The organism is Pseudomonas putida (assembly GCF_026625125.1).
Lineage (GTDB): Bacteria > Pseudomonadota > Gammaproteobacteria > Pseudomonadales > Pseudomonadaceae > Aquipseudomonas > Aquipseudomonas putida_X.
In genome coordinates this window covers 2,658,942-2,671,747 of sequence record NZ_CP113097.1, presented here as the reverse complement: position 1 = coordinate 2,671,747, position 12,806 = coordinate 2,658,942, and the positions used below count along the sequence as shown (strand labels likewise).

The window sequence follows — 12,806 nt, the reverse complement described above, 5'->3', positions numbered from 1 at the left end:
TCACCATTGCCCGTAGGGGATGTTGTTGAGGCCTTTGCCGCGGGCCTTGGAGTACACGTCGTAAACGTCTTCGCCTTCCCGTGGGTCGTCCGGCCCGCTGTCATAGGCGCGCACGCCCCAGCCACCGCCGTCATCGTCCTTTGCCGCCACCAGCGGGTCGTGCGGGATGCGCCGCAGGAAGTAGAACTTGTTGCCCTTGGCGCTGCGCACATCGCGCACCCCGTCGACCAATACCTGCAGGTTTGGCGGGTAGCCACTGGCGTCCAGGCCTTTCTCGATGAAACCTGCGTCGAAGGCACGCTTGTAGGCATCGATGGCATCGCGGATCTGGTACAGCGCCTGACGCAATTGTTGCTCCTTGGTGCGGCGCACCACGGTTTCGGTCAGCGGTGCCGCCATGCTGGCGAGCAGCCCGAGCAATGCCAGGGTCAGCACCACCTCGATCAGGCTGAAGCCTTGCACGCGGCGTTTCATGGCCGTGGGCCCTTGCTGGCAGGCACCACCGCCATCTGGCTGTCGACAACCGGTGCATCGCCAGGCGCTTGGCCCGGCTCATCGGCCGGCAGCGCGCCGGCCGGCAACGGCTGGGCCAGTTGGCGCACCTGCATGCTCGATTCGGTACCGGTGGCGAACTCCATGTCCGAGGGGCTCTGGTAAGGCAGGTTGCGCACGATCCGCGGGGTGATCGCCAGTACCAGTTCGGACTTGCTCATGTCATCGCGGTTGCTGCCGAACAGCCGGCCCAGGCCAGGGATATCGCCCAGCCCGGGGATCTTGTTGCCGCTGGAGGTCTTGTCGTTGCGCACCAGCCCCGCCAGCACCTGGGTTTCGCCGTCGTGCAGGCGCAGGCTGGTCTGGGCATTGCGGGTGTCGACCTGGACCGGGATGGTGCCCTGGCGGGTAGGCTCCAGCGGGGTGGCGTTGCTGACCTCCAGCGCCACCTTGATCGCCACCTCGTTGTTCAGGTGCACGGTAGGCTGCACTTCAAGCTTCAGGCCGACATCCAGGTAGGTGACGCTTTCGGTGATCACCGGCCCTTGGGTGGAAGGGACCGAGGTGGCGCTGATGATCGGCACACGCTGGCCGATGTGGATGCGCGCCTGCTCGCGGTTGCTGACGCGGATCACCGGGCTGGCCAGGGTGTTGATGTCCTTGTCCTGGGCGTTGATCTTGGCCTGGGGCGCCGGCGAGATGCTGATACGCCCGGAGTTGATGCCGCGCAACTGGTCCAGCACGCTCACCGGGTTGCCCTCATCGCTGAGCACCCCGAAGGTATTGGGCCATTGCAGGCCAAGGTCGAGGATGCGCGAGCGGGCCACCTCCATCACCTCCACTTCCAGCACCACCTCGGGGTTGGACTGGTCCTGCGACTGCAGCAGTTTCTCGGCCATGCGCACGGCGTCGGGGGTGTCGCGCATGGTCAGGGTATTGAGGCGCTCGTCAACGAATACATCGCGGGTCTTGAGCATGGTCTTGACCATGTTCAGGGCGGTATTGGCATCGATGCTGGTCAGGTAGAAGGTGCGCATGACCAGTTCCTGGTAGTCCTTGGTCTTCTGCGGCGAGTCGGGGTAGACCAGCAAGGTGTTGTCGTTGACGATCTTCTGGCGCAGCTGGTTCTGCTCCAGCAACAGGGCGATGGCATCCTCGATACGCACCTCGCGCACGAAAATGGTGGCCTTCATGTCCGGGCGCAGGTCCTTGTCGAAGATGAAGTTGATGCCGGCCACCTGGGACAGCACTTCGAAAATGATCTTCAGCTCGGCGTCACGAAACTCCAGGGTCACCGGCCGTTCCAGCTTGCTGCGCAGTTGCGGGAAAGGCTGCGCCGTACGCGCCTGGACGTTCTCGATATCGCTGCGCAGCATGATGCCCTTCTGGTTTTGCGGGTCCAGGCGCAGGACTTCACGCATGTAGCGCTCGGCGCCGAACAGGTCGCCCTGGCGCAGCGCAGCCTGGCCCAGCGCAACGCGGTCATCGAGGGTGCGCATCAGTTCCAGCTGGCGGATGCCCTCCTGGGCGCGGCGGTTGTTCGGTTCCAAGGTGAGCACGCGGCCGTAACCCAGGCGCGCACTCGCAAAGTCGTGGCGCATGCGGTCGCTGTCGGCCTGGCTCAGCAGCGCCTCGACCGCTTGCTGGCGGCCTTGGGCCAAGGCGATGTTCAGTTCGGTGTCGCGTGGGTCGTCGCGCAGCGCCTCTTCCAGGCGAGCGATACCGGCCTCGTACTGGCCTTCTTTCATCAGCGCCTGGCTGTCTTTGCGCACCGCGCTCGACCCGCAGCCGGCAATGGCCACGCAGAGCGCCAGCAGCATGAACGGAGCAGGCTTGCACAACTTCGATGGCTTCATGGTGCGCTCCCGACAGACAATGTCTGTGACTGGTGCAAAGGCAGGTAGACCAGGCCCAGCTCATTGGCCGAGACCCGATCGAGGCGGTAGGTGTCGTCAATCACATCGCCCTGGCGCACGACGTAGAGCTTTTCGCCGCTGCGCAAGAAGATCTGCAGGTCGTCGCGATCACCCAGGCGGCCGACGAACTGGAACGGCAGCGCCGGCGCTGCAGGGGCAGCGGCGACCACCGCGGTGGCGACCACAGGTTTTTCGGTAACAGTGGTCACGGCCTTGGGTTTGGTCCACTGCTGGCGCGGGAACAGGTCACGGGTGGCCTGTTGTGGCTTGGTCGCTGGTACGCTCGCCCCCTCGGCAACCGTTTGTGTGGGCGCCTGCTTGCCAGCGTTCAGGGCCACCTCGCTGTCCTCGCCGAACCAGTGCCCCGGCGCCCAGGCCAAGGCACCGGCAAGCCCCAGAAACCCCACCCACACCACTGCACGCTGAGTGTTCATCACGACCTCGACAGGTAAAGGGTCATGCGCAGGCGGCCATTGAGCTCACTGTCGCCAATGCGCTTGCGCTGCAGCTCCATGTCTTCGAGCACCAGGGTCGGCAACTGGCCCAGCAGGCCGCGCACGAAACCGCGGATCTGCGGGTAGCTGCCGCGTACCGGCAGGACGATCTGGTAGCGCGCCAGCTGGGTCTTGGGGTCGATACCCAGGGCGTACTCACCACGGGCCAGGCTGATGCGTTCGGCGCTGGCCAGGCGGTACAGGCGCTCGATCAGTTCGCTGGCTTCAGGTTGCCCTGGCAGTCGCTGACGCAGGCTGTCCAGCGCCTGTTGCTCTGGCTTGACGGCGATTTTCAGCTCGCCGCGCCGCACCCGTTCGACCTGGGCGCTGGCATCGGCCTCGCTGGCGCGCAGCTCGCGCAGGGCCTGCCACTGCGGCAGCACCCCGGCCAGCGCCAGGGCGACTGCCAGCACGGCCACTACGGCGCCGGCCAGGCCGACCGGGCCGATACGGCGCAGCTGCTCCTGCAGGATCAGGGGGCTTATCGAGTCAGGGGCGCGCATGGCCGGTCTCCCAGGTGGCAGTCAGGGTGAAGCGCACCGGGTGCTCGGGTTGGCCCGCCACCACCTCATGGTTGAGCAGCGAGACATCGCTGAGCTCGGTGCTCTGCTCCAGGCGGTGGTGGTATTGCAGCATCGCTTCCAGGTTACGGGCCTCGGCGGCAATGCGGACCTGGCCCTTGCGGGCATCAGGGGTCAGGCTGAGCAGGGCCACGTCCGCCTGGGGTTGCGCTTCAAGCATGGCGAACAGTTGCTGCCAGGGCCGTTGCAGTTGCTGGGAAACGCTACGCATCTGCGCCAGGCGTTCGGCCTGCTCGCGGCTGGCGGCGCTGCTCTGCGGGGCGGCCGTGGCCGAGCGGCGCCCCAGTTGCAGCTCCAGGCTGTGCAGCCGGGCCTCAAGGTGGACCTGCTCGGCTTGCAGGTGCTGTTGCAGCAGCACCAGCACGGCCACCACGGCGCCGCCCAAGGCCAGCAGTGACCAGGCCAGCGGGCTGCTGCGCCGGGGCTGGAATTCCAGGTCGAGGCGGCGCATGTCAGGCCACCGCCCGCCACATGGCGCACAGCGGGTCGGTTTCGCTGGCCGGCTGGCACAGCTGCACCGCCGCCAGTTGCGGCACGTCGCCCCGCCCAGGGGCATGCAGGTAGACCTGCGGCATGTGCTCGCCATACAGCTCGCACGTCCGCTCGATCAGCGCCTGCAGGGCTTGGTCGCTGTCGGCGCAGCCCTGGGTCAGCACCTGCTGCCAGGCACCTCCGGCGGCCAGCAGCAGCACGCTGCGCCGTGGCTCGGCAAGGACAAACAGGAAATCCCCTGCCTGCAAGTGCGCTGAGCAGCGGTTGTAGGCAGCCATCAGGTACGGCTGCACCGAGCGCAGGCGTAAGCGGTTGTCCTGGGCCAGTGCCTGCAGGCCCTGCAGCAATGCCTCGGGCAACGCCGTGGCGATACGCGCGGCACCGGCTGGCTCTGGCGAGAGGACGATGCGCCAGCCGTCGAGCGGCTGGGCATAGAGGTTCTCGAAGCAGGCTTGGGCGTAGGCCTGCAGCTCGCGTGGATGGCTGATGGCAGCGCTCCATGGCACCAGGCAGAAGCGGCTGTAACGCGCCGACAGCAGCACCTGGCATTGGCCTGCGCGCACGGCATGCTCGCCCAGCAGCGCAGCCAGGGCCGGCAAGGCCGCTGCCCAGGCCGGTTCGCCGGCGTCACTGGTGAAGGCGCGGCTGCCCAGCCACTGGTGCTGGTTGCCGTGCCAGCGGCCCACACCGACGCCTTCGGCGCCGAGCACGATGCAATAACGGGTAGAGGCATGATCACGCAATGAATGTGACACGGTTGATCTCCTCAAGCGTGGTACGGCCCTCGCGGACCAGGTCCAGGGCGGATGCGCGCAGCAGCCGCAGGCCGCGCTGGCAGGCCAGCGCCTTGATCTGCGCCAGTGGGCGACGTTCGACGATCATCTGCCGCAGGTCATCGTCCAGGTGCAGCAGTTCGGCGATGGCACTGCGGCCGCGGTAGCCACTGCCGCGGCACTGGCCACAGCCCGGGGCACGGACGAACGTCCAGCCCTGCACGGCGTCACGGGTAAGGCCAGAGGCGGCCAGGGTTTCGTCATCGGCCTCGCACGGCGTGCTGCAATGCGGGCAGGCCAGGCGGATCAGGCGTTGGGCCAGCACGGCGTTGAGGGCGGAGACGAAGCTGTAGGGGTCGACCTGCATCTGGCTGAAGCGGCCGATCACATCGAAGACGTTGTTGGCGTGGATGGTGGTGAACACCAGGTGGCCGGTGAGTGCCGACTGCACGGCGATCTGCGCGGTGTCGGGGTCGCGTATTTCGCCGACCAGGATCTTGTCCGGGTCGTGGCGCAGGATCGAACGCAGGCCACGGGCGAACGTCAGGCCTTTCTTCTCGTTGACCGGGATCTGCAGCACGCCGGGCAGTTGGTACTCGACCGGGTCTTCGATGGTGATGATCTTGTCCACCCCGTGGTTGATCTCGCTGATCATGGCGTACAGGGTGGTGGTCTTGCCGCTGCCGGTGGGGCCGGTGACCAGGATCATCCCGTAGGGCTCGGCGGCCAGGCGGCGCAGGGCGCGCAGGGTTTCATCGGCAAACCCCAGGGCCTGCAGCTGTACGCCGCTGACCCGGTCGGACAAATCCTGCTTGTCGAGCACCCGCAGCACGGCGTCTTCACCGAAGATGCTCGGCATGATCGACACGCGGAAGTCGATCTGGCGTTCGCCTACGGCAACCTTGAAGCGGCCGTCCTGTGGCACGCGCTTCTCACCGATATCCAGCTCGGCCATGACCTTGATGCGCGAAATCACCTGGTCGGCGAAGGCGCTGCCACTGGCCTTGCCGGCCGCATTGAGCACGCCGTCGATGCGGTATTTGATGGTCAGGCCCTGGCCGGTCATGCCCAGGTGGATATCGCTGGCATGCTGCTTGAGGGCGTCGTAAAGGGTTGAGTTGACCAGCTTGACCACCTTGCTCTGGTCTTCGCTGATGCTGGTCAGCGACAGCCGTTGCAGCGGGTCGCTTTCGCTGCTGGCTTCGGCGTCGTGATCCAGGGCATCGACGGCGTGAAAGCTTTCTTCGTGGCGGGCCAGGAACGTGGCCAGGTCGGCGGCGTGGGCCAGGTACAATGGCGCCCCTTGCAGCACATCGTCGATCCAGGCCAGGCGGGCGTGGTCGAAGGGGTCGGCGAACACACCCCGCAGTTCACCGCCCTGCTCTATCAGCACGAACTCGCGCTTCAGGCATTGGGCCAGGCTGATCTTGTCGAACCGGGGGCTGCTGGCCAACAGGCGCTGGCTGTCCAGCACCGGGTAATGCAATGTGCTGCCCAGGCGGCGGATGAAGGTGGCAGGGGTGTCGCAGGCGAGGCGCTCGAGGCAGTTGAGCAGGCGCTCGTCGCCGGCTTGCAAGCGGGCCTGGGCCAGCAGATCGCGGGGGTATCCCGAGATTGGCAGAGGTTGTACTGCATCGGACATGGCCTGCGACTCCGCTCAGGGGGCGCGTCGCAGGCTCAGTGAGGGCTGCGGGCGCCGCTATTCCCCGGTGAGCAGTTGGTCGTCGTCGGGTCCAGAGGGCTTGGCGCCATTACGGCGGCGGTCGGCCAGTACCCAGCTACCATCGTACAACTGCAAGGGGAACGATTCGTTCCTGTTCTGGCGTCGTTCGACGAACCCTTCTGCCGGGTTGTCCGTGGCCCTGCGCCGGCGCTCGATGCCCATCAGGTCGAAGATCGGGCGCGCCAGTTCCGAGAGCGGGAACGGCTTGAACAGGACATGGGTCACGCCAAGTTCGGCGGCTCGCTCACGGACCTCGGCGGTCGGGTGGGCGGTGATGAGCACGAAGTGGCACTGCCTGTTCTTGCGCACGGTCTGCAGGACCTGAAAACCCTCCATATCGGGCAAGCGGTAATCCAGCACAATCACATCCGGTGCCAGGCGTTCAGCCAGGCCGATACCACTGGCACCGTCGTGGGCAACATGGACTTCCAGGCCTTGCGCCTGCAGGTACGCTTGCAGGTTTTGCGCAAGGGTCTGTTCGTCATCGACTACCAATACTCTGTTCACCAAGGTCGACTCCCAAGAACTGCCCGGTTCCCCGGTCTGCGAAGTGCGGCCTTGGGAAGGCTTGAGCAGGCTTCGTGCCAGGCATGAATAGTCATGTTGCACCACGTCAAGTTGTTGATTTTCAAAGCACCTTTGCCAGCCCTACGAACAGGCCGAGGCCCGGTGCCCCACATCCGGGGCAGCTGATGGCACTTTGCCAAGCCGTTATTCCCCAGCTTTGGGGAAACGCCATCGCAGGCTTCAGTCAGCGATTTCCACTTTAGCGGATTCGCGCAAACGTTGGCGCGCCGCTTGCCGTGCCTGCGCCTGCAATTGGCTGATGAGCGAAGCCCTGGCCAGCACCAGGCCCTGTTCGCGTATGACCGAAGAATTATCACTTTGGTTCTGCGCTCCTTGCAGCCGCTGTTGGTTGGCCTGATAAAACGCTTCCACCTCGGCCTGGGTGGGTTCGGCTACCGCGCTGAGCTGGGCATACACCTGTTGCGCTGCCAGCTCCCGGTGCAGGTAGTCAGCGTATGCTGCGCGGTCGAACCCTGCATCTGCAAGCCGTCTTTCAAACAGCGCCGGGTCACCGAATGCGGCTTCCACTTCACCTAGCTGCGCCGACACCTGCTCATCGCTGATGGCGATGCCGCGGCGCTGGGCTTCTTGCCAAAGCAATTCCTTGTCGATCAGTTCATCCAGCGCCTGGCTACGCAGACGCTTGTACAGCGTGGGGTTACGGATGCTGGTCACAGCCCGCCCCTGTGCCTGCAGATAGTCACTGAAATAGCGCTCCAGGCGCATCAGCCCGATGCCCACACCATTGACCCGCGCCGCCGGGCTATCGGCCCAGCCCGCCTTGGCGATCAGCAGCAACAGGCACAGCATCACGATACGCATGGCAACCTCCATTCATGGGCTGACCGGCACAGGCCGATAGGGGGCGACAGCGGTAAAGCGCGGCCCAGGCAGCGCCACCGCCACCACATGGGCGCCAGCCAGGCCCTGGCGCTGGCCGGGCCCGAAACCCAGCGGCGGGGTCAGGCCGGTATCGACGTCATGCAAGCCCTCCAGCGCCGCGACCAGGCGTTCGCGGCTGGCATCACGGCCGATCTGCTTGAGGGCTTCGCCAAGCAGGCGCAGTGCGCACAGGGTGTTCACCTGCAACGAGGCCTGGCGTGGGTCGAGGCCTTGGCGCTGCTGCAGGCCGGCCAAGGTCGCCATGCCTTGTTCGGTCCAGTCGCTTGGCACGAACGGATAGGCCAGGAACACCCGCTGCGACCACTGCACCGGCAGCGCGGCCACGGCGCCGGCCACCTGGCTGGAGGTGGCGAACAGGTAGGGGTTACGGCCTGCCGCTTGCAACGCTGCAGCCAGCTCGGCAAAGGCCTGGGCGCGGCCGACGAACACAATGCCCTGCCCCTGCACCGCCTGGCCACTGAAGGCCTCGATCGGCCCCGGCGCCCAACCCTGCTGCTGCAGGCGCCCACGCACCTGTTCGGCCAGCATTGCCTGGTCATCGCCGGCATACACGACGCGCAAGCCATCTCGCGCCAGGCCCAGCGTTTCGCGGGCATGCACGGCCAGGCTCAGCAACTGCGTGGCAATGCCTGGCAAGGGGTCGAAGATGTGCGCGTTGCCGCCGCTACGCGGGGCACTGCCAACCAAGGGCACGCCGTGTTGTTCGAGCAGCAGGGCCAGGCGCGAATCGAGCATCGGTGCCAACGGGCTGATCAGCGCAAATACCCGCTGCTGCTCTAGCAACTGGCGCAGCGCATGCTCGGCACTTGCCGCGTCGCTGCCGGGGTCGACCACCACCAGCGCCAAGCGCCGGCCATGCACGCCGCCCTGTTGATTGAGTTGGGCCACCCCGTCTTCGAGCACCGTGCGCACCACGTGCCCGGCCTCTGCCAACGGCCCGCTGGCGGGCAACAGGGTCCCCAGGCGTAGCACCCCTTCTTCCACGCCGGGGTCGCGCTCGTCAGCCAGGCGCTTGAGGTAGGCGGTTAGGTTGCGCTGGTCAGCCAGGGTGAGCTCGAAACGAGGCATGGCTGGGTCCAGGCGGTTGCCGGCGGGGTCCAGACCGTGCTGGATGGCGCGGGCCAGGCTGTTATCGGTGTAGGCCGGGTAGCTGCGGCCGTTGCTTTGGCGTGCACCCTGGCCCAGGGCCAGGCGCTGCCAGTCGAGGCTGGGCGGGCGCACCCCGCCTTCAGCGCGGCCACGGCCGTCATTGCCGTGGCAACTGGCACAGGGCAATACGCTAGCGGGGACGCTCATTTCGCTGGCACCTATCCGGGCCATCAACTGTGCATCGCTGCTGGACACGCCTTCGCGGTACAGGCGTTTACCGGCTTGCTCGTGGGCGGTGAGGTCCAGGGCAAGCGCCTGAACGCAGCAGGTCAGGCCTAGCGCTAAGCAAAGTGATCTCGCTGTGTTCATTCTGGCCTCATCGCCGGCAAGCCGGCTCCCACTTTGTTCTGCGCCGCTGAACAGATCCTGTCAGTGCTGCCACTGTGTTCTGCGCCGCTGCGCACAGGCTGTCAGTGCATTCAGCGTCCGGCCAACGGCTGGGCCAGCAGCTTCATGCGCTGGGCGATGGCCGCTGGCGGTGCATCGGGGCGGATCTTGCTCCAGCGCTTGCCCGCCACGTCACCGGCTATCAGCTGGGTCGAGTGCTGCTCGGGGCTGGGCAGGAACTGGCCGATACGCCCCAGCACCAGGTCGACGCTGGCTTTGTCGCCGGTCAGGAACAGCCAGTTGGCGCTGTCCACCCCTTGTTTTTCAGCGAAGGCCTTGAGCGCAGCTGGGGTGTCGTTGAGCGGGTCGCTGCTGATGGACACGAAGGTCACCTGGCTGGCCAGCTCAGGGCCCATGGCCTCGCGCACCTCACGCAGTTTGCGGGTGATCAGCGGGCAGGCATCGGTGCAGTGGGTAAAGATGACGTTGAGCATCACCACCTTGTCTTTGAGCACATCGCTGTAGAAGCGCAACGCGCGGCCGTTCTGGTCCTGGAGCACGGTGTCGGTGAACCAGGTCTGCGCGTCGCGGGTGCCTTCGCCACTGGCCATCGCCGGTGGCGAAGGCTGAGGGCTGGGCGCGCTCGGTGCGTGGCCTTCATGGGCCAGGGCCACCGACGCGAAGATCCACAGGCAACCGGCCAGGGCCAGCCAGTCGAAGCTGCGCATGCCGACACGACAGGACGCTTGGCTGCTCATGGTTGCACCTCCTGGTGTTCGGCGATGGCCGTGCTCTTGGCATGCACCCGACGGGCACTGAGGCGGTTGATTTCGTCGATCAGCACGGCCGGGTCGGTGAAGCCGTAATAACGCGTCCAGTGCCCGCTGTGCCCGTCACCCACCAGAATCAGCGGCGGGTGCTGGCTGAGGTCGGCACTGAAGCTGCCCAGGCCTTTGAGGGTCTCGGTAATGGCATAGGGCGAGCCGGTCAGCCAGCTCCAGCCGGGGCCATGCTGGAAGGCCTTGGCGTAACTCTGCAAGCGTTTGGAGTCGTCACGTTGTGGGTCCACGCTGATCGACACCAGGCGCACTTCCTCGCCTACCCGCCCCCCCAGTTGCTGCTGCACCTTGCCCATGATCGAAGACACCACCGGGCACACCGTGGTGCAACTGGTGTAAATGAAGCCCATCACCACCAGATGATCGCCGACCAGGTCCTTTTCCAGGCGCACCGGCATGCCATCCTGGTCAAGCAGTGAAACATCGGCGAAACGCACGCTGGCTTTCTCCTGATGTGCCGCTGGCGGCTGCGCATGCCCACTGTGGTCATGGCCCGCGTGGGCCAGGGCGAATTGGCTGGCCATGGCCATGGAAAGTACGAGCAGCTTGCAAGAATGTCTGGCGTTCATTGCACATTCCTCACTTCAGTCTGGGAAGCGGTAGACGCTGCGGCCGGCAGGACACGCAGGCTGGTGTAGTTCTCTTCGGCAAACTTGTGCCCCAGCGATGGCGACTGCACATGCAGGTACCACGCGCCGGCTTCAGGCAGCATCAGTGCAGCCTGGTAAACCCCCTCGCCCACCTCTTCCAGGCGCAGGTTGCGTGGCATCGATGACGGCGCCAGGAAGTAGCGCAGGGTCAGGTCGTCCAGGCCCACCCGCGGGCGGCCGTCGTCACCGAAGATGCGCACTTTGGCGGTGATGGCGCGGTGCTGCGCCAAGGGCTGGTCGAGGCCGATGAACTCGGCATGCGCGCCCTTGCGCTTGGCCGCATCCGGCACGGCGGCCACGTCGGTGCTGAAACAGTGGATGATCTGCGGCTGGTTGAGCAGGAACGCCACGTCGAACTTGCCCGACGCCGGCATCTTCACCGTCGAGCCATACACCCCCGGGGCCAGTTCGCGCAGGCTGCGGTCGATGACGATGGCGGCCCGGGCCTGGTGGCCGCGGTTGTTGTAACCCGACATCGGTGCATTCATGCCTTCGGTATAAAAGTACGTGGTGTTGTCCACCGGGTTGACCACGAACACCGAATTGTCATCGCGTGACACCGACAGCGCCTGGGCCAGCGGCAGGTCGCCGGCCTGGCGCGGCGCGGCGGGGCCGGCATCGAAACCCTGGACGATCGGCTGACGGCCTTCGCCCAGGCTGCTCAGGTTGATCATGCTGACCTTCGAAGACGCCAGGCCGCGCACGTAGGCATAACCCTTGGTGAACGTCAGTTGGTACGGCTCGGCGGCGACCGGGATGCGGTGGATCAACCTGTCGGTACTGGCATCGATCACCAGGGCCTGGTTTTCCAGGGTGTTGAGGACGATGCCGTACCGGCCATCACTGCTGAAGCGCATCGGCCCGAGGCCTTGCTCGGCCTGGACGGTATGGCGCAACTGATGGCTGCGGGCATCGTACACCCGCACCGTGCCCTCTGAACCATCGCTGACGTACACCGCCTGCGACAGCGCCGAGTAGGCCACAGCCAACGGATGCGGGCCGACTTCCAGGGTGTTCACCAAGCGCATCTCGGGGATGTCGATAATGCTCAGGGTGCCGCCGTCGCGGTTGCTGACGAAGGCGTAGCGCGAATCGGCGCTGAAGGCGATTTCGTGGTGCCCGGAGCCGGTGGCGAAGCTTTTCAGCATGCTGCGGCTGTGCACATCGATCACCGTCACCCCGCCCTTGGCCGGGTCATCACTGTTGTTGCCGACCCACAACCGGCGCTGGTCCGGCTGCAGGGCTACACGCAGCGGCATCTCGCCAGCCTCCAGGTTGGCCACACGGGTAAAGGTTTCGGTGTCGATCACCGCGACCTCGCCGCGCTCAGGTATCGACACGAATACCTGCTTGTCATCGGCGGTAGCTACCCAGTCCATGGGCCGCCCCGGCAGTTCGATGCGTGCCAGGGTGCTGGTGACACCGCCCACCGAGACGGTCGGGTCGATCACCGTCAGGCTGGCATCCTTGTTCAGCACCAGCAGGAAGTAACTGTTCAGATCCAGCAGCGGCCTGGCACCGATGCTGCTCTTGAGAAACAGCGCCACCCGGGCCTTGCAGCTCTGGTCACGGCTGCTTTCCTGCGGTGCCGCTTGTGCCGGGTCGATCCACGCCCCTGGCGCCATCCCCGACAGCGGTTGGCCGCTGGTCTGGTCGGTGACCTTGAAGCGGATATTGGCGAAGGCGCCTTCGCGCAACTCGCTCCCGGCCAGCGGCCGGGCCTCGAACTCCACCGTCACCCCATCCCGGCTGAGCCGGTGCAGCGCCTGCGGGTCGGCAGGCGCCTGCAGCAGCTCGCGCGGGTCGCACCAAAGCTCCTCGTAGGCCACGCCCAGGCCGATCAACGCCGCGCCCAGCAATACCCCCAGCACGGCGGGGCGGGTTTTCTTGTTATGCATGT

13 protein-coding genes are annotated in these 12,806 nt (G+C 66.0%); all 13 read right to left on the bottom strand.

Annotated elements, in window-relative coordinates; all coding sequences use genetic code 11:
* A complete protein-coding gene (locus tag OSW16_RS12315; protein WP_241805731.1) occupies positions 1-474 on the bottom strand; it encodes a type II secretion system protein in 474 nt (157 codons plus the stop codon).
* Positions 471-2,348: a secretin N-terminal domain-containing protein gene (locus OSW16_RS12310; protein WP_241805732.1), complete on the bottom strand. Its 1,878-nt coding sequence runs from the start codon at positions 2,346-2,348 to the stop codon at positions 471-473. The genes OSW16_RS12315 and OSW16_RS12310 overlap by 4 nt, the downstream gene beginning before the upstream one ends.
* Positions 2,345-2,842, bottom strand: a complete 498-nt coding sequence (locus tag OSW16_RS12305) for a hypothetical protein (RefSeq protein WP_267823477.1) — start codon at positions 2,840-2,842, stop codon at positions 2,345-2,347. Before OSW16_RS12305 ends, OSW16_RS12310 begins: the two co-directional genes overlap by 4 nt.
* Positions 2,842-3,405 (bottom strand): type 4a pilus biogenesis protein PilO, encoded by a 564-nt coding sequence (pilO, locus tag OSW16_RS12300; protein WP_267823475.1) that lies wholly within the window; start codon positions 3,403-3,405, stop codon positions 2,842-2,844. The genes OSW16_RS12305 and pilO overlap by 1 nt, the downstream gene beginning before the upstream one ends.
* Entirely contained in the window at positions 3,392-3,934 is a 543-nt protein-coding gene (locus OSW16_RS12295; RefSeq protein WP_267823473.1) for a PilN domain-containing protein, read from the bottom strand. The genes pilO and OSW16_RS12295 overlap by 14 nt, the downstream gene beginning before the upstream one ends.
* A 1-nt stretch (position 3,935) precedes the next feature.
* A complete protein-coding gene (locus tag OSW16_RS12290; protein WP_267823472.1) occupies positions 3,936-4,730 on the bottom strand; it encodes a hypothetical protein in 795 nt (264 codons plus the stop codon).
* Positions 4,711-6,390, bottom strand: coding sequence for a GspE/PulE family protein (locus OSW16_RS12285; RefSeq protein ID WP_267823470.1), 1,680 nt, complete (start codon positions 6,388-6,390; stop codon positions 4,711-4,713). Before OSW16_RS12285 ends, OSW16_RS12290 begins: the two co-directional genes overlap by 20 nt.
* Before the next feature lie 57 nt (positions 6,391-6,447).
* The gene (locus tag OSW16_RS12280; RefSeq protein ID WP_267823468.1) at positions 6,448-6,981 is read right to left on the bottom strand and encodes a response regulator; all 534 of its coding nucleotides are present in this window, start codon (positions 6,979-6,981) and stop codon (positions 6,448-6,450) included.
* A gap of 237 nt (positions 6,982-7,218) precedes the next feature.
* Positions 7,219-7,860: a SurA N-terminal domain-containing protein gene (locus OSW16_RS12275; protein WP_267823466.1), complete on the bottom strand. Its 642-nt coding sequence runs from the start codon at positions 7,858-7,860 to the stop codon at positions 7,219-7,221.
* Between the two features lie 12 nt (positions 7,861-7,872).
* Positions 7,873-9,399, bottom strand: a complete 1,527-nt coding sequence (locus OSW16_RS12270; RefSeq protein ID WP_267823464.1) for an ABC transporter substrate-binding protein — start codon at positions 9,397-9,399, stop codon at positions 7,873-7,875.
* A 110-nt stretch (positions 9,400-9,509) separates the two neighbouring features.
* Positions 9,510-10,175 carry an SCO family protein gene (locus OSW16_RS12265; RefSeq protein WP_267823462.1) on the bottom strand — a complete coding sequence of 222 codons (666 nt, stop codon included), beginning with the start codon at positions 10,173-10,175 and terminating at the stop codon, positions 9,510-9,512.
* Positions 10,172-10,825 carry an SCO family protein gene (locus tag OSW16_RS12260; protein ID WP_267823460.1) on the bottom strand — a complete coding sequence of 218 codons (654 nt, stop codon included), beginning with the start codon at positions 10,823-10,825 and terminating at the stop codon, positions 10,172-10,174. Before OSW16_RS12260 ends, OSW16_RS12265 begins: the two co-directional genes overlap by 4 nt.
* Positions 10,822-12,804 (bottom strand): cytochrome D1 domain-containing protein, encoded by a 1,983-nt coding sequence (locus OSW16_RS12255; RefSeq protein ID WP_267823459.1) that lies wholly within the window; start codon positions 12,802-12,804, stop codon positions 10,822-10,824. The genes OSW16_RS12260 and OSW16_RS12255 overlap by 4 nt, the downstream gene beginning before the upstream one ends.
* Between the last annotated feature and the right edge of the window lie 2 nt (positions 12,805-12,806).